20 protein-coding genes are annotated in these 20,273 nt (G+C 61.9%); 9 read left to right on the top strand and 11 right to left on the bottom strand.

The window, feature by feature from the left end; all coding sequences use genetic code 11:
- Nucleotides 1-98 precede the first annotated feature (98 nt).
- The 5 genes from ndhC (at nucleotide 99) to IE053_RS05545 (ending at nucleotide 3,479) form a co-directional block, all read left to right on the top strand.
- Nucleotides 99-494, top strand: coding sequence for an NADH-quinone oxidoreductase subunit A (gene ndhC / locus IE053_RS05565; RefSeq protein ID WP_189573053.1), 396 nt, complete (start codon nucleotides 99-101; stop codon nucleotides 492-494).
- A 168-nt stretch (nucleotides 495-662) separates the two neighbouring features.
- The gene (locus IE053_RS05560; RefSeq protein ID WP_189574780.1) at nucleotides 663-1,244 is read left to right on the top strand and encodes a NuoB/complex I 20 kDa subunit family protein; all 582 of its coding nucleotides are present in this window, start codon (nucleotides 663-665) and stop codon (nucleotides 1,242-1,244) included.
- The gene (locus IE053_RS05555) at nucleotides 1,241-1,636 is read left to right on the top strand and encodes a hypothetical protein (protein WP_189573050.1); all 396 of its coding nucleotides are present in this window, start codon (nucleotides 1,241-1,243) and stop codon (nucleotides 1,634-1,636) included. The genes IE053_RS05560 and IE053_RS05555 overlap by 4 nt, the downstream gene beginning before the upstream one ends.
- 18 nt (nucleotides 1,637-1,654) lie before the next feature.
- Nucleotides 1,655-2,260 (top strand): NADH-quinone oxidoreductase subunit C, encoded by a 606-nt coding sequence (locus IE053_RS05550; protein ID WP_229786070.1) that lies wholly within the window; start codon nucleotides 1,655-1,657, stop codon nucleotides 2,258-2,260.
- A gap of 1 nt (nucleotide 2,261) precedes the next feature.
- On the top strand, nucleotides 2,262-3,479 hold the full coding sequence (locus tag IE053_RS05545) for an NADH-quinone oxidoreductase subunit D (protein WP_189573045.1): 1,218 nt from the start codon (nucleotides 2,262-2,264) through the stop codon (nucleotides 3,477-3,479).
- Nucleotides 3,480-3,581: 102 nt separating this feature from the next.
- Here the strand turns inward: IE053_RS05545 and IE053_RS05540 are convergent, their stop codons facing one another.
- Nucleotides 3,582-3,914 carry a hypothetical protein gene (locus IE053_RS05540; RefSeq protein WP_189573042.1) on the bottom strand — a complete coding sequence of 111 codons (333 nt, stop codon included), beginning with the start codon at nucleotides 3,912-3,914 and terminating at the stop codon, nucleotides 3,582-3,584.
- Nucleotides 3,915-4,023: 109 nt separating this feature from the next.
- Between IE053_RS05540 and IE053_RS05535 the strand changes: the two genes are divergently transcribed.
- Nucleotides 4,024-5,550 (top strand): cryptochrome/photolyase family protein, encoded by a 1,527-nt coding sequence (locus IE053_RS05535; protein ID WP_189573039.1) that lies wholly within the window; start codon nucleotides 4,024-4,026, stop codon nucleotides 5,548-5,550.
- Complete coding sequence (locus IE053_RS05530; protein WP_189573036.1) at nucleotides 5,551-5,919, top strand: DUF2237 family protein; 369 nt, start codon at nucleotides 5,551-5,553, stop codon at nucleotides 5,917-5,919.
- A 49-nt stretch (nucleotides 5,920-5,968) separates the two neighbouring features.
- Here the strand turns inward: IE053_RS05530 and IE053_RS05525 are convergent, their stop codons facing one another.
- The 9 genes from IE053_RS05525 to IE053_RS05485 all read right to left on the bottom strand — a co-directional run bounded on the left by IE053_RS05525 (nucleotide 5,969) and on the right by IE053_RS05485 (nucleotide 15,661).
- Nucleotides 5,969-6,220, bottom strand: coding sequence for a GlsB/YeaQ/YmgE family stress response membrane protein (locus tag IE053_RS05525; protein ID WP_189573033.1), 252 nt, complete (start codon nucleotides 6,218-6,220; stop codon nucleotides 5,969-5,971).
- Nucleotides 6,221-6,299: 79 nt separating this feature from the next.
- Entirely contained in the window at nucleotides 6,300-6,761 is a 462-nt protein-coding gene (locus IE053_RS05520) for an NfeD family protein (RefSeq protein ID WP_189573030.1), read from the bottom strand.
- Nucleotides 6,762-6,764: 3 nt separating this feature from the next.
- Complete coding sequence (locus IE053_RS05515; RefSeq protein ID WP_189573028.1) at nucleotides 6,765-7,730, bottom strand: SPFH domain-containing protein; 966 nt, start codon at nucleotides 7,728-7,730, stop codon at nucleotides 6,765-6,767.
- A 72-nt stretch (nucleotides 7,731-7,802) separates the two neighbouring features.
- Nucleotides 7,803-8,675: an endonuclease/exonuclease/phosphatase family protein gene (locus IE053_RS05510; protein WP_189573024.1), complete on the bottom strand. Its 873-nt coding sequence runs from the start codon at nucleotides 8,673-8,675 to the stop codon at nucleotides 7,803-7,805.
- A 78-nt stretch (nucleotides 8,676-8,753) separates the two neighbouring features.
- Nucleotides 8,754-10,874 (bottom strand): polyribonucleotide nucleotidyltransferase, encoded by a 2,121-nt coding sequence (pnp, locus tag IE053_RS05505; protein WP_189573021.1) that lies wholly within the window; start codon nucleotides 10,872-10,874, stop codon nucleotides 8,754-8,756.
- A gap of 600 nt (nucleotides 10,875-11,474) precedes the next feature.
- Nucleotides 11,475-12,695 carry a glycosyltransferase gene (locus tag IE053_RS05500; protein ID WP_189573018.1) on the bottom strand — a complete coding sequence of 407 codons (1,221 nt, stop codon included), beginning with the start codon at nucleotides 12,693-12,695 and terminating at the stop codon, nucleotides 11,475-11,477.
- Between the two features lie 33 nt (nucleotides 12,696-12,728).
- Nucleotides 12,729-12,998 carry a 30S ribosomal protein S15 gene (gene rpsO, locus IE053_RS05495; RefSeq protein WP_189573015.1) on the bottom strand — a complete coding sequence of 90 codons (270 nt, stop codon included), beginning with the start codon at nucleotides 12,996-12,998 and terminating at the stop codon, nucleotides 12,729-12,731.
- 166 nt (nucleotides 12,999-13,164) lie between these two features.
- Nucleotides 13,165-15,090: a TonB-dependent receptor plug domain-containing protein gene (locus tag IE053_RS05490; RefSeq protein WP_189573001.1), complete on the bottom strand. Its 1,926-nt coding sequence runs from the start codon at nucleotides 15,088-15,090 to the stop codon at nucleotides 13,165-13,167.
- Between the two features lie 34 nt (nucleotides 15,091-15,124).
- Entirely contained in the window at nucleotides 15,125-15,661 is a 537-nt protein-coding gene (locus tag IE053_RS05485) for a YfiR family protein (protein ID WP_189572998.1), read from the bottom strand.
- Between the two features lie 193 nt (nucleotides 15,662-15,854).
- On the opposite strand from IE053_RS05485, the gene IE053_RS05480 reads away from it, so the two are divergent.
- Nucleotides 15,855-16,769, top strand: a complete 915-nt coding sequence (locus IE053_RS05480; protein ID WP_189572995.1) for a homoserine O-succinyltransferase — start codon at nucleotides 15,855-15,857, stop codon at nucleotides 16,767-16,769.
- A gap of 50 nt (nucleotides 16,770-16,819) precedes the next feature.
- On the opposite strand, the gene IE053_RS05475 is transcribed toward IE053_RS05480, so the two are convergent.
- Nucleotides 16,820-19,066: a TonB-dependent receptor gene (locus IE053_RS05475; RefSeq protein WP_189572992.1), complete on the bottom strand. Its 2,247-nt coding sequence runs from the start codon at nucleotides 19,064-19,066 to the stop codon at nucleotides 16,820-16,822.
- Between the two features lie 340 nt (nucleotides 19,067-19,406).
- Here IE053_RS05475 and motA point away from each other — a divergent pair, with 340 nt between their 5' ends.
- Nucleotides 19,407-20,273, top strand: coding sequence for a flagellar motor stator protein MotA (gene motA / locus IE053_RS05470; protein ID WP_189572989.1), 867 nt, complete (start codon nucleotides 19,407-19,409; stop codon nucleotides 20,271-20,273).

Raw genomic sequence — 20,273 nt, 5'->3', positions numbered from 1 at the left:
CGTTCACGTTCCGTCCGGGCGATAGGATTTCAGGCGAGAGACACCCTTGCGGCACCGTTCTTCCTTGCACCGTGGGCCTGCGCCGCTAGAAGGCGCCCATGGCCGAATCCTCGTTTCTCCTCGACTATCTCCCGATCATCATCTTCTTGGGGCTCGCCTTGGTGCTCGGCGGTGTTTTTCTAGCGATCCCGCTGGCCGTCGCGCCGTCTCACCCGGACCTCCAGAAGAACTCGACCTATGAGTGCGGCTTCGAGCCCTTCGAAGATGCGCGGATGAAGTTCGACGTGCAGTTCTACATCGTCGCGATCCTGTTCATCATCGTCGACCTCGACGTGGCTTTCCTGTTCCCTTGGGCGGTGACGCTGTTCAACCCCGAGCTTGGTCTCGACCGCGACTTCCAGATCTTCGCCTTCTGGTCGATGTTCGTGTTCCTCGCGGTCTTCTTCATCGGGTTCCTTTACGAATGGAAGAAAGGGGCGCTGGAGTGGCGCTGAAGCGCCCCAGGGCCGCTTTGTCCCATCCCGGCCATGCGCCGGAGTTCCTAATCTCTCTGTGAAAAGAGGACGCGTTTCGTGGCTGACGACACCAAACTGAAAACCAAGCCGGGAACGGCGACGAAGATCGAAACGATCACCCCGCCGAGCGACAACCCGCTGCAGGCGATGCCGAAGCCGAGACCGCTCACGCCTTCCGACCTGCCTTATGGCACGGCAGGGCGCGCGGATGTCGTGGGCTACGACCCCAAGGCTGAAGACCCTTTCTTCAAGCATGTGAATGCCGAGCTCGCGGATAAGGGCTTCTTCACGGCGCCGGCGGATGCCGTCATCAACTGGGCCCGGACGGGCTCGCTCATGTGGATGACCTTCGGTCTCGCATGCTGTGCGGTCGAGATGATGCAGGCCTCGATGCCCCGCTACGACATGGAGCGGTTCGGCATGGCGCCGCGTGCCTCCCCGCGCCAGTCGGACCTGATGATCGTCGCGGGCACGCTGACCAACAAGATGGCTCCGGCTCTGCGCAAGGTCTACGACCAGATGCCCGAGCCGCGTTACGTCCTGTCGATGGGCAGCTGCGCCAATGGCGGCGGCTATTACCATTACAGCTACTCCGTCGTGCGCGGGTGTGACCGCATCGTGCCGGTGGACGTCTATGTCCCGGGCTGCCCCCCCTGCGCCGAGGCGCTGGTCTACGGCTTGCTGCAGCTCCAGAAGAAGATCCGCCGTGAGGGGACGATCGAGCGATGACCAATGCATCGCTGAATGCGTTTGGCATGGGTTTGTGCGTGACACTTCTGGTGTCCGCGGCTTGCGCGGAGACCGTTCGTATCGCACCGTCACCGCTCGATTCGTGCTTTGAACGCATGCAGGATATTGGTTTTTCTGATGATCTGCGCCTCACCGCATACGTCGACATCATGTCGGACGACAATTACTCGAACGCCAGGTTTCTTGATCTTTCGAATATCTCGAAGCCGTCGAGGGGGGTGCCCGATGAAGCCCTCTTCAACTGTTTCGCCCGGCGGTCGTCGCGGTTTTTCGAACAGCCGAGATATGCGGTCGATCCGCAAGCTGTCGTAGTCCGGCGCGACTACGAAGCAGTTTTTTTAATCGATAACGGTGGTGGCGAGGATCATTAGATGAGCCAATCACAAACTATGCTTGAAGACCTGGCTGAGCTGCAGGACCACGTCGCAGCGCAGCTCGGCGATAACCTCGTCAGTGCACAGATTGCCTATGGCGAGCTGACGATCCAGGTGCCCTGCAACCAGATCGTCCCGACGCTGAAATTCCTCAAAGAGGATGCGATGTGTCGCTTCACGCAGCTCATTGAGCTCGCGGGTGTTGACTATCCTGAGCGCCGGAAACGTTTCGATGTCGCCTACATGCTGCTCAGCATGGAGAACAATGCGCGCATCCGCGTGAAGGTGCAGACTGCGGAAGGGGACACCGTGCCAACCGTGACGCCGGTCTTCCCGAATGCCGACTGGTACGAGCGTGAAGCCTTCGATATGTACGGCATCGTTTTTGAAGGCCACCCCGACATGCGCCGCCTGCTGACGGATTATGGCTTCGAGGGCCATCCGCTTCGCAAGGACTTCCCGCTGACCGGTTACACCGAAGTGCGCTGGGATGACGAGCAGCAGCGGGTTGTCTACGAGCCCGTGCAGCTGACCCAGGAATACCGCAACTTCGACTATCTCTCTCCGTGGCAGGGCGGTGACTACGTCCTCCCCGGCGACGAGAAGGCGGAGGAGAAATAAGATGTCCGCGACCCGAACCATCACTGTCGAAGACAGCCCCTCGGACGCCAACGCAGACCGTCCGTTCACGATCAATTTCGGCCCGCAGCACCCCGCGGCACACGGCGTTCTTCGCCTCGTCCTCGAGCTTGATGGCGAAGTGGTCGAGCGCGTTGACCCGCATATCGGCCTGTTGCACCGTGGCACCGAGAAGCTGATCGAGCACAAGACCTACCTTCAGGCGATCCCGTATTTCGACCGTCTCGACTATGTCGCGCCGATGAACCAGGAGCACGCCTTCGTCCTCGCGGCGGAGAAACTCCTCGGTGTCGAGGTGCCGCGCCGGGGCAAGATCATCCGGACGATGTTCTGCGAGATCGGCCGCATCCTTTCGCACATCCTCAACGTGACGACCCAGGCGATGGACGTCGGCGCGCTGACCCCGCCGCTGTGGGGCTTCGAGGAGCGCGAGAAGCTGATGACGTTCTACGAGCGCGCGTGCGGTGCCCGTCTGCACGCGAACTATTTCCGCGTCGGCGGCGTCCACAAGGACCTTCCGCAGCAGCTGATCGATGACATCTACGCCTGGACCGAGACCTGGAAGAAAGTCTCGGACGAGATCGAAGGCCTGATCACGGACAACCGCATCTTCAAGCAGCGCAATGTCGATATCGGCGTTGTGTCGAAGCAGCAAGCCCTCGACTGGGGCTTCACCGGTGTGATGCTGCGCGGATCGGGCGTGCCGTGGGACCTGCGCAAGGCGCAGCCCTACGAAATCTATGACGAGCTCGATTTCGACATCGTGATCGGCAAGCACGGCGACTGCTATGACCGCTATGTCTGCCGCATCGAGGAGATGCACCAGTCGGTGAAGATCATCCGCCAGTGCATCGAGAAACTCGAAGACGGTCCCGTCATGACCACCGACGGCAAGGTCGGCCCGCCGCGCCGCGCGGAAATGAAGGAGTCGATGGAAGCACTGATCCATCACTTCAAGCTGTATACGGAAGGTCCGAAGGTCCCGGCTGGCGAAGTCTACACCGCCGTCGAAGCGCCCAAGGGCGAGTTCGGCGTCTATCTCGTCTCGACCGGTGAGAACCGTCCGTACCGCTGCAAGATCCGCGCGCCGGGCTATGCCCACCTGCAGGCGATGGACTGGATGAACCGCGGCCACATGCTGGCCGACGTCTCGGCGATCATCGGTACGCTGGACATCGTGTTCGGCGAGATTGACCGGTAAATTGCTGTCATTCCGGGGCCGGCGAAGCCGGAGCCCAGGACCCCTACAGCGGACAGTTTGCGTCCCGGACAAGCGCTCCGCGCTTTCCGGGATGACAGCTCCTTAAAGCTCGATGAAGATCGCAGCCAGGTAAGTCAGCCCGACAGCGATGATCGGGATAAAGAAGTGGCGACCGAAGCCGTCGCTCTTGAACACGAACGCCCCAAGCACGATCCCCGAAACCCAACCGAAAAGCGCCGCCGCCACGATAACGGTTACGTCCTGCCCCTCGATCCAGCCCATGCCCGTGGCGCCGAGATCGGCCCGGCGACCGAGAAAGGCGACGATCATCAGGCCCACGACCTTGATCACGCCGCTGGCGAGCGAGCGCAGGATGAAGGTGCCGGCGATGACGATCGCGGCGGCGACAAGGATGAACATGATCTGGCTGTCCAAGGCGTGCCCTCCCGACTGGATCGGGGACTTGTAGCACAGGCCGCGCCGCTTCGCCGCCTCGGCAAAACCGGAAATCGCGCCAAATGGCAGTTCCTACCGGAGGAATGCCGTGCCCGCCTTGCGTCTCGTTCTCGCTGACCAGCTTTCTCGCAACGTCGCCGCCCTGCGCGGTGCGGACCCTGCGCAGGATGTGATCCTGATGGCCGAGGTGATGAAGGAGGCGACCTATGTCCGCCATCACAAGCAGAAGATCGTGTTCCTGTTCGCAGCGATGCGGGAGTTCGCCCAGGGCCTGCGCAATGACGGCTACACCGTCCGCTATGTGAAGCTCGACGACGAGGACAATCAGGGCTCGCTCTTCGGCGAGGTGCAGCGCGCGTTCAGCGATGAGGATGTGGACGAGCTGGTCTGCACCGCCTGCGGTGAATACCGGCTGGCGCAGGACATGGAGAGCTGGGGGCGGAAGCTGAACCGGCCCGTCACGATCAAGGGCGATGACCGCTTCGTCTGCTCGCTTCCTGAGTTCAGGGCGTGGGCAGATGAGCGCAAGACGCTCCGTATGGAGTATTTCTATCGCGAGATGCGAAAGAAAACGGGCCTTCTGATGGATGGCGACAAGCCTGAGGGAGGCGAGTGGAACTACGACCAGGAGAACCGGAAGAAGCTGCCCAAGGGCTATGAGCCGCCACCGCCACCGCCGATCAATGACAGCGAAACCGTCTGTGAGGTGATGAAGCTCGTCGACGACCGCTTTGGCGACCACTTCGGGACACTCGATCAGTTCCGCTACCAGACGACCCGCGACGGGGCGCTCAAGCGCCTCGATTTCTTTATCGAGCATTGCCTGCCGGGGTTCGGTGACTATCAGGACGCAATGGCGACAGGGGAGGATTTCCTCAATCACGGCCTGATCTCCGCCTATCTCAATGCGGGACTGCTTGAGCCGCTGGAAGTCTGCGATGCCGTGGAAGAGGCGTATAAAGAGGGTCACGCCCCGCTCAATGCGGCAGAGGGCTTCATCCGCCAGATCATCGGATGGCGCGAATATGTTCGCGGCATCTACTGGCTGAAAATGCCAGAATATAAAGAACAGAACGCCCTTGATGCCGATCGTCCGCTACCGGATTTCTATTGGACCGGCGAGACAGATATGCATTGCGTGGCCGAGGCCGTGCGCAACACGCGCGATCACGCCTATGCGCATCATATCCAGCGGCTGATGGTGACGGGCAATCTGGCACTGCTGCTTGGTGTGCACCCGGATGCGATCAATGAATGGTACCTGATCGTCTACGCCGACGCCTATGAGTGGGTGGAATTGCCCAACGTCCACGGAATGGCCATCTGGGCCGATGGCGGCGTTCTGGGTTCAAAGCCCTATGCCGCGAGCGGTGCCTATATCAACCGGATGTCGAACTACTGCTCGAGTTGCAGGTACAATGTCCGTGAACGGACCGGGAAAGAGGCCTGTCCGTTCAATTATCTCTATTGGGACTTCATCATGCGGAACGAGGACAAGCTGCGCGCCAACCACCGGATGGGGATGGTGATGCGGAACCTCGACGAAAAGGACAAAAGCGAGAAGCTCTCGCTGCGTGCGTCGGCGCGGGAGTTCTACAAACGGCTGGAGGACTGAATGGCAAAGAATGTTCTGGGTGGGGAGCTTCAGGTCTGTGGTTGTAACCCGATGACCGGCTTCACGCGCACCGGCTTCTGCGAAACAGGACGGCAGGATAGAGGCAGCCATACGGTCTGCGCGGTCGTGGATGAGGCCTTCCTTTCCTTCACCCGACAAAAGGGCAATGACCTCTCGACCCCGCGGCCCGAATGGGGATTCCCGGGGCTGAAGCCTGGAGACCGCTGGTGCGTCTGTGCCGGCCGATGGGAGGAGGCGCGGCAGGCGGGTCGAGCCCCCGGAGTTGTGCTGGCCGCGTGCCATGAGAGGGCGCTGGACAGGGTCGCGCTTTCAGACCTGAAGGCTCATGCTGTGGACCGGCCGCAATGAAAAAAAGCCGCGGCGATGGCCGCGGCTTCACACCCGGAAAGGCAACCGCTCAAGCTGAAGGCTTACGCACTTTCCGCGCGATGAAGATGATCAGGCAGGCACCAAGAATGCCTGCGATCAGGTAGCCCAGCACGCCGCCGAGCGAGAAACCGATCAGACCCAGCAGGATGTTGGCGAACAGCGCGCCAACGATACCAAGGCCGATATTGGCGAGCAGGCCCATATCGGACTTCATGAGTTTTTCCGCGATCCAGCCGGCGAGGCCGCCGACAATGATGGCAGTGATGATACCGACTTCCATCTACGTACTCGTTTGTTTCCGTGCTGCTTGAGGGCAGATATGTGATGGAACACGGCGAGCCTGCCGATGGTTCACCGGGCTACTGCGTTTGCGTCCCTGCTGGCGCGACGACCAGGACGGAGCCATCGACGTCTGTGATGACGACGTCATCTCCTGCCGCAACGGGGACCGGGGAACGGGCCTGCCAATCCGTGTCGCCAAGCCGGACCCGGCCACGCCCGGCTTCGAAGGCAGCGATGGCGCGGGCGTGCTGGCCGACCCGGCTATCGGCGCGGTTGAAGGGCCGTGTGTCATCAGGGGAAGGCCGCCGTTTAAGGCCCATCGCTCGGGCGGCGAGGGTCAGCACAACCGTCAGCACAGCGAACAGGAGCCATTCCCCTGCGCCCGACGGCGTGAACGGCGCGCGGGTGGCGAGACCCGTCAGGCCCGCCGCCGCAGCAGGCCAGAGGAGGTAGAACGTTCCGGTCATCAGCTCGAGGATCAGCAGGATCCCCGCAAGGACGAACCAGGCCCAGAAAGGCGGGTCGAGAAGAAGCTCCATCACTCAGGTCCTCGCTTCGTCGTCCTTGCCGTGGTTGTTCGTCCACGGGCCTTTCGGCGCGCTGTCTTTCTGGCCGAGAAGGGCACCGATTCCCCCAACCGTCCCGGCGAGATTGGTCAGCTCCGTCGGCAAAAGGACGAATTTCTGGTTCGGTGCTGTGGCGAGGCTCTCGAAGGCCTCGACGTATTTCTGCGCGATGAAGTAGTTGATGGCCTGGATATCGCCCTCGGCAATGGATTCGGAGACCATCTTGGTCGCATTGGCCTCGGCTTCAGCCTCGCGCTCCCGCGCCTCGGCATCAGCGAAGGCGGCCTGTTTGCGGCCCTCGGCTTCGAGGATCGCGGACTGTTTCTCGCCCTCCGCACGGAGGATCGCCGACTGCTTGTCACCGTCCGCTTGCAGGATCTCCGCGCGCTTGAGACGCTCCGCCTTCATCTGGCGGGCCATGGCCTCGGTGATGTCCGCGGGGGGCAGGAGGTCCTTGATCTCGACGCGGGTGACCTTGACGCCCCAAGGGTTGGTGGCGGCGTCGATGACCATCAGGAGGCGCGAATTGATCTCGTCACGGTTTGACAGGACCTCGTCCAGCTCAAGATTACCGATCACGGAACGGATATTCGTCATGCTGAGATTTGTGATGGCGTTGATGAGATTGTTGACCTCATAGGCCGCTTTCGGAGCGTCCATGACCTGGATGAAGGCCACGGCATCCGCGGTGACCATGGCGTTGTCGCGCGTGATGACTTCCTGACCCGGAATATCGATCACCTGCTCCATCATGTTCATCTTTCGCCCCACCCGTTGGATGAACGGGACGAGAATATGCAGGCCCGAGGTGAGAGTCTTCGTGTACCGGCCGAAATTCTCGACCGTGTAGTTGTAGCCCTGCGGCACGATGACGATGACGGATTTGACGAGCAGCAGCGCCAAGACGACGACTACTGCCAACACGATCAACTGAATATCCATGGGTCCCTCCCTGACTTCATGAGCTTCATGTAAGGATTTGAGTGCGCACTTTAAAGTGGAAAGAGGGCGGCTCTAGTCGAGCAAGCTGATCTGGACGAAAAGGGGACGGTGGTCAGAGCCCATCCACGGTCCAGGCCGGGCAGAGGCCTCCAGGTCTCCCCGGACGAGCGCGTGGTCGATTGGCAGGCCGAGTGCTGGCGAGCTTGACAGCCACGTGGACTGAGCGCCTATCGGCAGGCGCGTGAAGCCTCTCGACGACATAAGTTCAAAGTCGTCCGACCAAGGAACGATATTGAAGTCACCGATGAGGAGCAGCGGACCTTCCGGGGCTGTATGAGCAACCCCGGCAAGCTCGCGCTTTCTCCGGGCAAGGCCATTCACTTTGAACGGAACGGTGGTGTGCAGGCCGATGACCTGGAGGTTTGCTGGCGCGTCAAATAGCAGCCCCGGCCGGCGACTGTCGCCAATCGCACGGCAATTGACGGTTCCCTCACGGACGAAGACGAAAATATGGGAGGGGAGGCAGCGCTGCGGCATCGGAGTCCAGCCGGGCGGCATGACCGGCATTGGCCCCCGCGGCATTTCCGCGATGACGAGGACATCCGCGCCTTCCGCCAGCGCCCACTCTGCCGTCCTGTCGAGTACGACCTGCCTATAGAGGATGTTGGCGAACACGATTCTGACATCGGCCCTCCCGTCCGGGGGCGGAGCATCGCGGAAGTGGGGGACCACGAGAGCGAAGAGGGCCGTCGCCGTCACGCCGAGGGCGCCCGCCGTCAGCCATTCGCCGCGCCATGCGAGAATTCCCGCGAAGGCGACGATCGGCAGGATCATCAGGTTCCACAGGCTGCGGATGAGCTCCGTCAGCTGGGTTTCAGTACCGAGGAGGCCGGAGGCGGCGATGGGCATGGCGAGGAAGGCCAGCCTTCTGAGGACCGTGTTCATCGAGCGCATCCTATCGGGGCAAGAAAAAAGGCGCCCGGATCGCTCCGGACGCCCTGATGTGTTCAAAGAGCGGACGAATTAGTCGTCCTTCTTCTCGATTTCCTTGCCGGTTTCCTGATCGACAACCTTCATCGAGAGCTTCGTCTTGCCGCGGTCGTCGAAGCCGAGGAGCTTGACCCAAACCGTGTCGCCTTCCTTGACGACATCGGTGGTCTTCTCGACGCGCTTGTCCGCAAGCTGGGAGATATGGACGAGGCCGTCGCGGGCACCGAAGAAGTTGACGAATGCACCGAAGTCCATCGTCTTGACGACCTTGCCCTGGTAGATTTCCCCGACTTCCGGCTCGTCGGTGATCGACTTGATCCATTTGACAGCGGCGTCGATTTGCGACTTGTCGGAGGAGGCGATCTTGATGACGCCGTCGTCGTCGATGTTCACCTTGGCACCGGTGGTCTCGACAATCTCACGAATGACCTTGCCGCCAGAACCGATCACTTCACGGATCTTCTCTTTGGGGATGGTCATCGTTTCGATGCGCGGCGCGAATTCGCCGAGGTCAGAGCGGCTCTCGCCCAGCGCCTTGTTCATCTCGCCGAGGATGTGCATCCGTCCGTCCTTGGCCTGGCCAAGAGCGGTCTTCATGATGTCTTCGGTGATGCCCGCGACCTTGATGTCCATCTGCAGCGAGGTGACGCCTTCGGACGTGCCGGCAACCTTGAAGTCCATGTCGCCGAGATGGTCTTCGTCGCCGAGGATGTCCGAGAGAACGGCATGCTTGTCGCCTTCGAGGATCAGGCCCATGGCGATACCGGCCACGGCGCGCTTGATCGGCACGCCTGCGTCCATCATCGCGAGCGACGAGCCGCAGACCGTCGCCATCGACGACGAACCGTTGGACTCGGTGATCTCCGAAACGAGCCGGATCACGTAAGGGAACTCGTCCTGGCTCGGAAGGACAGCGCGAACAGCGCGCCATGCCAGCTTGCCGTGACCGATTTCGCGGCGGCCCGGCGAGCCCATGCGACCCGTCTCACCGACCGAGTAGGGCGGGAAGTTGTAGTGCAGTAGGAAGTTCTCTTTGTACGTCCCTTCGAGGGCGTCGATGAACTGCTCGTCGTCTGCGGTTCCAAGGGTCGCCACGACGATCGACTGGGTTTCGCCGCGGGTGAAGAGGGCCGAACCGTGCGTGCGCGGCAGGATGCCGACTTCGCCGACGATCGGGCGGATTTCCGTCGTGGTCCGGCCATCGATACGGCTGCCGGTCTCGATGATCTGGCCACGAACGATCTCGGATTCGAGCTCCTTGAGGAGGCTGCCGAGGACCACTTCGTCGATCGGATCCTCGGCGTCTTCACCGGCGAGTTTCTCCTTCGCAGCGGCCTTGACCTCACCAACCTTGGTGTAGCGCTCTTGCTTGTCGGTCAGGGCATAGGCCTCGCGCAGGCCCGCTTCGGCCTCGGCGCGGACGCGCGGCATGATGTCGGAGTAGTCCGGCGGGGTGTAATCCCACGGCTCCTTGGCGCATTCTTCGGCGAAGTTGATGATGAGGTCGATGACTTCACGCGAAGCCTTGTGGCCTTCCATCACGGCGCCCAGCATGACGTCCTCGGACAGCTCCTTGGCCTCCGATTCCACCATCATCACGGCGTCCTGGGTACCGGCCATGACGAGATCGAGCTCGGAGCCTTCGAGATCCGCGATGGTCGGGTTCACGAGGTACTCGCCGTCCTTGTAGCCGATGCGTGCCGCACCGATCGGACCCATGAACGGGATGCCGGAGATGGTAAGCGCAGCCGAGGCGCCGATCATCGCGACGATATCAGGGTCGTTCTCGAGGTCGTGGCTCATCACGGTGAGGACGACTTGGACTTCGTTCTTGAAGCCCGGAGCGAAGAGCGGGCGGATCGGACGGTCGATGAGGCGCGAGGTCAGCGTCTCTTTCTCGGTGGGACGGCCTTCGCGCTTGAAGAAGCCGCCCGGAATGCGACCGGCTGCGTAGCCTTTTTCCTGGTAGTTGACCGTCAGCGGGAAGAAATCCTGACCGGGTTTTGCCTCGCGTCGGCCGACGACCGTCGCGAGGACGGTGGTTTCGCCATAGGTGACGAGCACGGCGCCGTCAGCCTGGCGGGCAATGCGGCCCGATTCGAGGGTCAGCTCACGGCCGGCCCACGTCATGGTTTTCCTGGTGATGTTGAACATACTTTTCGTTTCTGTCTTTCGACCCTGACCGGATTGCCAGGGCAGTCTTTGCCGTCGCTTGGAATGCGCGTGGGACGCTCATGGCGGGAAGCGCTACGGAACGCAACGCCAGCGTCCGGCGCGCCGTGATCTTTCTCAGCGGGGCGACCGTGGTGTGGAGCACGAAGCCTAGATAACCCGAGTTGTGCACAATCTAGGGCGGTAGAGAGGCTTTCTGAAAACCAGCGGTTGCAATAGACCTGTTCCGGTGACAGGAGCGCGTCCATGCAGTTCCGCCGAGAGAAATTCGGGCTGGCTTCGGTGTAAACCGTCAGAACTTCCCTGGGATCTGCATATCGGGAAGATGGTGTGGCCTCCATTTGGGAGGTGCAGGGCCCGGCTGGCCCTGCACGGATTCTGCACCATCTTGCTCTGGGACCCTCCGGGTTCCGACCTTGCGACCGCAGGCGACGGCCAGCGGTGTGTGGCGGGTTCTGCCTTGTCCCGCCACGTGCATGGCCCGGCCGTCCTGTATCCTCTGCCTGCTACAGGACGGCCGGGATCTTGGGCTGTGGGCTATCCGTCGTCGTCCGGTGAGTGATTGCTCATCCGATACGGGCTTCAGGAAACCGGTCGCTGAAAGTGCTCGGCCAGGCGACGAGCCGCCTGCTGGACCTGGTGACGGGCCTCGATTCGGGCCCGCCCCTCCCGGCCCATCGCTTCGATGGATTTCGGGCTTGCGATAATGGCCTCTTCAATCGCTCGGCGCAGCTTCGTCACCGAGCCTGCGGGCACGATCCAGCCGCACTGGCTATCGAGAAGCTCCGGTATGCCGGCGATATAGGTCGAGATCACAGGACGGCGGAGAGCGAAGGCTTCCATGATGACAATGGGCAGCCCCTCGGCGAAGCTCGGCAGGAGGAGGGCGCGGCTGGCAAGAATCCGCTCACGGACCTTCTTGTTGTCCGCCCAGCCTGTGAGCGTGATGTTGCGCTCGAGACCATGCCGCTTGATGGCCGCTTCGATCAGGGGCCGGTCGTCTCCGTCGCCGATCAGCTCGATATGCAGGTCAGGGTGGTCTTTAGCGATCGGGGCGACAGCCTCGGGGATCAGGCGCTGCGCCTTCTGAGGGCATAGCCTTCCGACGCAGACGAAATGTGGCTTCTCCGGCGCCGTGGCCTGGGCGCCGAAATCGCCGAGATCGAGGCCGCAGGGGATCACATCGATCTTGTCGGCATACTGATAGCCGCCAATGCGCAGGAGTTCGGCGCGGGCGAAGTCCGTGATCGCCGCCACGAAATCGGCATGCGCGATCTTGATCTCGAAGGCGTTGAGCGGGGCCTCGTGCAGCTCGTCCGGCCCGTGGACGGTAAAGCTGTAGCGTGGGCCGCCGAGGAGGTGGCATAGCATCGCGACGGCGGCCGCATTGGTGCCGAAATGCGCGTGAACATGCGTGATGCCGTCAGTTTTCGTCCGCTCCCGGAGGTAGCAGGCCTCGGCAAGGTAGGCGAAGGCGCGCAGGCCGCGGCCCTTCGCCAGGGTGCCTGTCGCGCCCAGGGCTTTCAGGAAGCGAACCGGCGCGCGCAGGGCCGTGCCGAGGCTCGCCTTCAGGATCGCGACAGCGCCTTGGTTCAGGATGTAGTGGGTCTTGTCACGCTCGGCCTGGTCCTGCGGGTCGACCAGCTGGTCATCCCAGGGCCTGACGGCGTAGCGGGTGACTGGCAGCCCCAGCCCCTCAAGCGCGGCAATCTCTCGCCGGATGAACGTGCCCGAGGGGACGGGATAGGTGTTCAGGAGGTAAGCGACCTTGGGACCGCTGCCGATCTGATCCGTCGAATCCATCGGCAGCTATCCCTTGTCGCAACGCCCGCCCTGTTAGCGACGTAGCCCAAGACGGTTGATGAGGTTTTGATAGCGCTCCTCGTCCTTGCGCTTCACGTAGTCGAGCAGGTTGCGGCGGTGCGAAACCATTTTCAGAAGGCCACGACGCGAGTGGTTGTCCTTCTTGTGCTCTTTGAAGTGCTCGGTGAGGTTGTTGATCCGCTCGGTGAGGAGGGCGACCTGCACTTCGGGCGAACCGGTGTCGCCTTCCTTGGTCGCGTATTCCTTCAGCAGCTCTTCCTTGCGGTCAGCCGTAATCGACATCTCGTCAGTCTCCGTGCGCCATGTGGACAATTCCTCCGCCAGGGCGCCGTCCAGCGGAGTTCGGGGCCGCTACCGCAAGAAACCACCCGCGGCAAGGGCTTTGATCGTCCCCAGGACAACGAAAGGCGGCCCACGGGCCGCCTCTCACACAGTCTCCCACCGTGTCCTAGAAATTCACGGTCAGCGAGACCCAGGCGCGGGTCTCGATGGTGCCGCCGGGGACCTGGGTGTCGCCGTCATTGGTGAGGTCCTGGCCTTCGAAGGCGAGGGCCACGCGCTCCGTGACGTCGTAGGCGGCGCGGAGGTCGAGGGCAATATAGCTGTCGAGTTCGGACAGGCCGCCGCCTGCGATGTTGAAGGGATCGAGGAACTCGCGTTCCGAGACATAGCGGACCGCGCCGCCCAGTTCGAGGCGATCGGCTTCATAGGTCGCTTGCGCCTTGGCTTCGTGCTCCGGGGTCAGGCCCTCGAAGTTGAAGTCGCCGATCGGGGTGAGCTGGGCAACCGGGGTGGGGTCGTCCTCAACCGAAAGGTAGGTGTACGAAGCGTCCCACCTGACCGGGCCGGCCCGGCCATCGGCGGCGAGTTCGATGCCGAAGAGATCGGAATCGGCGACCTGGGTCGAGGCGATGGTGAAGAGCACCGGGTTGACCACGACCTGCCGCAGGTCCTCGTTCTGCTGGTAGAAGACCGAAGCCTTGATGCCGCCCCCCATGGCGTCGATCCGGTGGTCGAGGTCGACGGCATAATTGTCGACGATGGCCGGCTCGAGACTGTTGGCGAACTGGATGTCGAAGAGGCTCGGGATCTGGAGACCGCGGGACGCCTGGAAGCGCATCATGGTGGTGTCGGTTGCCTGGACGACCACGGCGGCGTTGTAGCTCGGCTCGGTCACGTCCTCGGTCGTCCACTCAAGCCGGTCGAGCCGTGCCGCCAATGTCGTGGAGACGCGGCTGGACGCCTGCCAGTTCCACATCGCCGCGCCCGACACCACGTCGTAGCTGAGGTCGAACGCGGTCAGCGAAATCGTCGGGGAAGGAATATCGCCTTCAAGCTCGAGACTGCTATCGCGGTATTCCGCTGCAACGCGCAGGGTGTGCGCGGGCAGCGGCTTGAAGACGTTCTGGGCCTTGACGACCATGAGTTCGGCCGCGAGCGCCGGACTATTGCCCAGGGGTGAGCGGAAGGTCCGCTCCGACCGGTTCTGATAGGCGGAGAATGAGAAAAGGCCCCATGCCCCTTCGCTGTCGAAGGTCGCGCGGTAGCTCGACGTCTCATAGTCGGCGGCCTGGTCGACGGTCGGAATGGCCGTGCGCTCATAGGTCGTCACTTCCGAACGGGTCGCTTCGAAGCCGAGGATCGTTTTGTCGGCAAGCCGGTAGCGGATGTCAGCGCTGGCGGCGAAGCGCTCCGGGTCCGCATCGGCGATCACCGGATCGGTCGCGAAGACTGGATTGTCGAAATCGTCGAGCTGGTAGCCGCCGATCGAGCCGCGGGCCGAAAGCCGCTCGCCGAGCTTGAGGCTCTTCACGAGGGAGCCCTGGAAGCCGCCTTCCTGGTCCACCCGCAGGCTGGCGGTGCCGAGTTCGTCATAGGTCGGATCAAAGGTGATGATGTTGACCACGCCGCCGACAGCGTTGAAACCGAACAGTGCGGTGTTCGGACCTTTGACGATTTCGATCTGACGGATCTCCTGGAGCTGCACCGGGATCAGGTCCCATTGGGTATAGCCATAGGTGTCGAGATAGACCTGGCGACCGTTCACGAGAACGAGGAGCCGCGGGGTGAAGCTGCGGTTGTAGCCGCGGACGGCGACGTCGGCCGAGTTCCGCGAGAAGCGCTGGGTCGAGATGCCGCTGACCCGCGAGAGAATCCCAGGCAGGTCGGTCTCGCCGGAGCTGCGAATCTCGTCAGCGGTGATGATCTCCATCGTCGCGGGTGCTTCGGACAGGCGCTTGGCCGAACCGGTGGCGCTGGTGGTCACGGGTTCGCCGAACAGCATTTCGATCGAGCCGTAGTCGATGGTCTGCGCCGAGGCCTTGCCAGCCGCGCACAGAAGGGTCGAGGTCGCGAGAAAGGCGCGAATCTTCATGGGTCTCTCCAAAATCGAGGGTGCGCGCGGAAGGTTACGGACGCTCTTCGACGAGCGCCTTGAGGGTTTCGCCGAGACCGACGGAAGCGCGTTGGGCCGCGCCGCGGCTCCATAGGATTTCCGTCCGTGCACGTCGGCGCACACTGATGACGCAGTCCTGGCTTTCCACGCAGGCCGGGTCATTCGTGATCGTCAGGGCACCCTTCTTTTGTGCTTCGGCAGAGATCATGGCGTGGTGCTTGCTGAGGCCCTCGGGAACGAAGACGATGTCCACGCTGCCGATTTCGCTCGGCGAAATGGCTTTCGCGGTCAGGGTGATGTTCTCGAAGGTCTTGCCTGTGCCGAACGCGGCTTTGAGTTCCTCGGCAGCGGTAACGGCGCCAGGGACAGCGGGATCGATGACCACGCCGACGGTGCGCTCGCCATCGGGGACGCCTTCAATGAAGTGAAGCATGCGGGCGAGGACCTGGAAGTCGCTCGAACCTGCATGGGCGGGGGCTAGTCCGGCCCAGATGGCAAGCATGACCGTAGTCACGACCTTGGCCACCAGCCGAGTTTTCATGTCTGCCATCGTGAATTCCTTCAACTTGGGGCGGCGCCACTAGGAGCGGCGCGTAAAATTTCTAAAAAGGTAAGGGGTGGCCTTGGTTGAGACTTTCCCAGTGCTTGGATGCCTCCGGTGGATGTCTCGTCACAGCTGCAACTGGACGACGAGAGCGCATGGAATGCTGGACCTTGGCTGCTCGCGACCCTAATTCCTGCCGATGCCGATCCGTATTCCTGACAACCTGCCTGCCCGCCCTATTCTTGAAGGGGAGGGCGTGCGCGTGATGAGCCGCTCAACGGCTATCCGGCAGGACATTCGCCCGCTCAGGATCGGGCTTCTCAACCTGATGCCGAACAGGCCAGAGACGGAGACGCAGTTCGCGCGCCTCCTCGGTGGCTCGCCCCTGCAGATCGAGCTCAGCCTCGTTCGCCTGAAATCCCATCAGCCGACGGAGCGGTCAGCTGCACATCTCGATGCCTTCTATCGCGACTGGGAGGAGTTGAAGGAGGAGCGCTTCGACGGCTTCATCGTGACCGGCGCGCCCCTCGGCATGGTGCCTTTTGAAGAGGTGACCTACTGGGCCGAGCTGACCGCGCTTCTCGACTGGACCGAAGACCACGTCTTTGCCCCTGTCTTCGTCTGCTGGGGTGCGATGGCGGCGATGCATTACTTTCACGGTATCGACCGGACCCGGCTCGAGAGAAAAGCTTTCGGCGTCTATCAGCACACGAACCATAAGACCGGCTCGCCTTACCTCACCGGGCTTGGCGCGGAGGTTCCAATGCCGGTGTCTCGCTGGACGACGATTGACGCCGCAGCCGTCGAAGGGAACGATGCTTTCGACGTGCTGCTCAGCTCGGAAGAAACCGGCATCGGCTTGATCGAGGAACCCGCGAAGCGGCGGCTCTACATTCTCAATCACCTCGAATATGACCGTGCGACACTGCGCGAGGAATACAAGCGCGATCTCGAACGCGGGGAGGAGCCTTCACTCCCCGCAGGCTATTTTCCCGGTGACGATCCGTCACAGATGCCGCTTCATAGCTGGAAGCCCTATGGGCACCTGTTCTTCACCAACTGGGTGCATGAAATCTACCAGAACGTCCCCTTCGAATGGACGTCTACGGAATGAAAAAGGGCGGCCCGCAGGCCGCCCTTCTGCATTCAGAAGATTCTTGCGGATCAGAATTCGAGCGTTGCCTGGAAGCCAAGCAGCCGACCCTTCTTGAGCGGTGACAGCGTTCCGGCGGCGGGATACTGGCCGAACGGCTCGTTGGTTCCGTCGGACAGGGGCCCACCGAACGGGATCTGGGTGTCGCCGCCTGCCTGAACGGTGTCGAGAAGGTTCTCGCCAAAGAAGGACAACGTCAGGCCCTCACGCGGGGTTTCCCACGTCACGTTGAACTCCAGCATGTCGGCTTCCTGGATCCAGCCGAAGTTGTTGTCCGTGTACGCAAACTCGTCACGGTGCTGGTAGCCGATACGCGTTGTGAAGTCGCCCATGTCACCCGCCGGGACTTCCCAGACCAGCGTTGCGCCATAGGTGAATTCCGGCACGCGAGGGATGGCGAGACTTTCGTCCGCGTCGGTGACGAGACCGTCCCCGTTGAGGTCAAAACGAACATCCGTGTACTCAGCATCGATCCAGCCGAAATTGCCCATCACGAGCAGGCTATCGGTCAGGAGGTACTGGCCCTCGAGCTCGATGCCGAAGATGTCCGCGTCCGCAGTGTTGGTAATCAGCTGCGAGACACCTGCGGTCGGGTCGGACAGGTTCACCTCACGCTGCATGTCCGCGATCTGGGTGAAGAACACGGCGGCGTTGAGCTGGCCGCGGCCTTCGAGGCCCTGGAGCTTGGTGCCAAGCTCGAAGCTGTCGACCTGCTCTTCATCCGTGGCGATCTCGGTCTGCGTGATCACTTGGTTGATGAAAGCCCTCGGGTCCGTGATGCGGAAATTGTAGCCGCCGGAACGGAAGGCGCGGGTCCATGAGCCATAAACCTGCGCATCCCCTGACGGCATCCACTGGAAGCCGAGCTTCGGCGACAGGTTCTGCCAGGCGTCATCATCCTCGAAGCCCGTGCTGAGGATGTCGTTGGTCGGGCAGGTGCCGGCGAGGACATCGCAGGGTGGGATACGCGGGATGACATAGGCGATGGCGACATCCTTTTCCTCATAGGAGAAGCGCAGGCCACCGGTGAGTTTCAGCGCGTCGGTCGCATTCCAGTCGACTTGCGTGAACACGCCGTACACGTCCTGGTCCTGGACCCCGCCACCGGTGAAGGTGGTATTGCCAAGCGGCGGCGGCAGGAAGGGAAGGTCCCGGTTCTCGTTCACACCGATGTCCTGGTGGAAGTAGAAGAGTCCAGCTTTCACATCGAAGGCGCCCCATGTGCCAGCGTAGCGCAACTCGTTCGAAATCTGCTCCTGCTCGGTCTGGGTGTCCGAGTGGAAGAGGAACGCTGGCGTCGAGTCGATATCGCCGAGGGTGTTCTGGGTGAAGTTCCGGTAGCCGGTGATATTCGTCAGTGTGCCGAAATCAAGCTCCCAGTCCGTGCGCAGCGAAAGTGTCTGGGCCTCGACATCGGCAAACCCGACCTCGTCGATCGAGACATCGAAGCTGTCACGTTCGAAAATGCCCCGGTTCTGGGCTACCGGACCGTCGGACAAGCTATCGAACAGCTCAGCCTTAGCGAGGAAAGAGAGGTTGTCGGTCGGCATCCATTCCAGCGCACCGCGGAGGATCTTGGTATCCGCCGCACCGAGGTTGCCGCCATCGAGCTGGTTCTGGAAGTAGCCCTTGTCGTCGTTGTAGAAGGCACCGAACTTGCCGTTGAGCTTGCCCTCGACGATCGGACCTGAAACCGTGCCCATGATGTAGTGGTTCGCACCGCCGCGGTCGTCGTCGATCGGCGTTTCATAGATGTAGCTTATCCGGCCCTCGAACTCATCGGTCGGATTGCCGGTGTTGACGAGCACGGCGCCGCCCGTCGTGTTGCGACCGAAGAGGATGCCTTGAGGACCCCGGACAAGTTCGATCGATTCAAGATCGAAGAGATCGAACACGATCCCCGAATTGATGCCCATATAGACGCCGTCCACGAAGACACCGACCGCTGGGTCGATCGAGCCGATGGACGAGTTCACGCCGAGGCCGCGGATCGAGAAATTGGCCTGGCCGCGTGCCGTGCCGATGTCGTCGAGCGAGACGTTCGGGGCGGAGAAGGTCAGGTCTTCGAGGTCGCGAACATTGAGGGCATCGAGCGTGCCGCTGTTGAACGCCGTCACGGCAACCGGGACGTCCTGCACGTCCTCGGGGTCCGCGCTCTTGGTCGCCGTCACCGTGATGACGTCGGTCAGGTCACTGATGGAGCCCCGGTCCTCTTCGTCCTGGGCCAGGGCCGGAGCGGAGGCGATGCCAGCGATCATGGAGGCGGAAAGGCAAAGCCGAAGTCTAGTGGATAATGTCACGAGCGTTGGTCTCCCTTGCTTATAGTGTTGTTGGCCTATCAAGGAGGTGAGCCGCAGGGCGAAAACAAGGCAGATACTGCAATTTCGCATTGCACACAGACGATTTCACATCAGGCTTTTTGCGAGTTGTGGCGCAAACATCACAAAGCGCTCACGAGACTGAGACAGCCTGTCACAGGTTGGTGATCCGGGAAGGACCTGCAGAGCCCCGGGAGTGGAGCGCGCGGCACGCGCCAGGGGCGAGCAAAAAAAGGTTTCGTTAAGCGTTCGGCAACCAATGGTGGAGTATCGGAAGGGCATGGTTGCGCTCCTCGGTGTTCTCCTCACGCTCATCATGGTCTTCGGCGGCTACGCGCTCGCCGGAGGGAAACTCGGTATCATCATCGCGGCGCTGCCGTTCGAGATGATGATCATAGGTGGCGCCGCGATGGGCGCCTTCATCGCCGGCAACAACATGGCGGTGATCAAGCACACGGGTGCCGACATGAAGGCACTCATCAGTGGACCGAGGTTCGGGAAGAAGGATTACCAGGATCTCCTGTGCCTGCTCCACACGCTGCTCAACCTCGGCGCAAAGGATCCAACGGAGCTCGAAAAGGCGATCGAAGATCCCGGTAACTCTCCGATCTTCCAAGAATATCCCAACATCGCGAAGGACAAGCATGCCATCGAGATCATCTGCGACACCATGCGCTCGATGATCATGAACTTCGACAATGCCTTCCAGGTCGAAGAGATGCTCGAAAAGCAGCTTTTGCAGATGAAAGAAGACAGCCTGCACGGCGCCCATGCGCTGGGCCGCATGGCCGACGCGCTGCCAGCCCTGGGGATCGTCGCGGCCGTTCTCGGCGTCATCAAGACCATGGCTTCAATTGACAAGCCGCCGGAGATCCTCGGCCAGATGATCGGCTCGGCGCTGGTCGGCACCTTCCTCGGCGTCTTCCTCGCCTATGGGATCGTCGGTCCGTGGGCGGAGCGTATTAAGCAGCTCAGGGAGGAAGAGCAGGCCTTCTACGGGCTGATCCGCGAAGTCCTCGTCCACTGGCTGCACCAGCACCCCGCCGTGATGTGCGTGGAGGTCGGCAGGCGCAACGCCCCGGACAAGGTGCGGCCGAGCTTCCTCGAACTCGACGATGCAATTCGTTCCATGAAGAAAGCCGCCTGA

Source organism: Parvularcula lutaonensis (assembly GCF_014651915.1).
Classification (GTDB): Bacteria; Pseudomonadota; Alphaproteobacteria; order Caulobacterales; family Parvularculaceae; genus Parvularcula; species Parvularcula lutaonensis.
This window is presented reverse-complemented; position numbering and strand designations above follow the sequence as displayed.

Coding starts and splice junctions, on each gene's coding strand:
- ndhC (WP_189573053.1), top strand. CDS start 99: ATGGCCGAATCCTCGTTTCTCCTCGACTATCTCCCGATCATCATCTTC.
- IE053_RS05560 (WP_189574780.1), top strand. CDS start 663: ATGCCGAAGCCGAGACCGCTCACGCCTTCCGACCTGCCTTATGGCACG.
- IE053_RS05555 (WP_189573050.1), top strand. CDS start 1,241: ATGACCAATGCATCGCTGAATGCGTTTGGCATGGGTTTGTGCGTGACA.
- IE053_RS05550 (WP_229786070.1), top strand. CDS start 1,655: ATGCTTGAAGACCTGGCTGAGCTGCAGGACCACGTCGCAGCGCAGCTC.
- IE053_RS05545 (WP_189573045.1), top strand. CDS start 2,262: ATGTCCGCGACCCGAACCATCACTGTCGAAGACAGCCCCTCGGACGCC.
- IE053_RS05530 (WP_189573036.1), top strand. CDS start 5,551: ATGGCAAAGAATGTTCTGGGTGGGGAGCTTCAGGTCTGTGGTTGTAAC.
- IE053_RS05525 (WP_189573033.1), bottom strand. CDS start 6,220: ATGGAAGTCGGTATCATCACTGCCATCATTGTCGGCGGCCTCGCCGGC.
- IE053_RS05520 (WP_189573030.1), bottom strand. CDS start 6,761: ATGGAGCTTCTTCTCGACCCGCCTTTCTGGGCCTGGTTCGTCCTTGCG.
- IE053_RS05515 (WP_189573028.1), bottom strand. CDS start 7,730: ATGGATATTCAGTTGATCGTGTTGGCAGTAGTCGTCGTCTTGGCGCTG.
- IE053_RS05510 (WP_189573024.1), bottom strand. CDS start 8,675: ATGAACACGGTCCTCAGAAGGCTGGCCTTCCTCGCCATGCCCATCGCC.
- pnp (WP_189573021.1), bottom strand. CDS start 10,874: ATGTTCAACATCACCAGGAAAACCATGACGTGGGCCGGCCGTGAGCTG.
- IE053_RS05500 (WP_189573018.1), bottom strand. CDS start 12,695: ATGGATTCGACGGATCAGATCGGCAGCGGTCCCAAGGTCGCTTACCTC.
- rpsO (WP_189573015.1), bottom strand. CDS start 12,998: ATGTCGATTACGGCTGACCGCAAGGAAGAGCTGCTGAAGGAATACGCG.
- IE053_RS05490 (WP_189573001.1), bottom strand. CDS start 15,090: ATGAAGATTCGCGCCTTTCTCGCGACCTCGACCCTTCTGTGCGCGGCT.
- IE053_RS05485 (WP_189572998.1), bottom strand. CDS start 15,661: ATGGCAGACATGAAAACTCGGCTGGTGGCCAAGGTCGTGACTACGGTC.
- IE053_RS05480 (WP_189572995.1), top strand. CDS start 15,855: ATGCCGATCCGTATTCCTGACAACCTGCCTGCCCGCCCTATTCTTGAA.
- IE053_RS05475 (WP_189572992.1), bottom strand. CDS start 19,066: ATGATCGCTGGCATCGCCTCCGCTCCGGCCCTGGCCCAGGACGAAGAG.
- motA (WP_189572989.1), top strand. CDS start 19,407: ATGGTTGCGCTCCTCGGTGTTCTCCTCACGCTCATCATGGTCTTCGGC.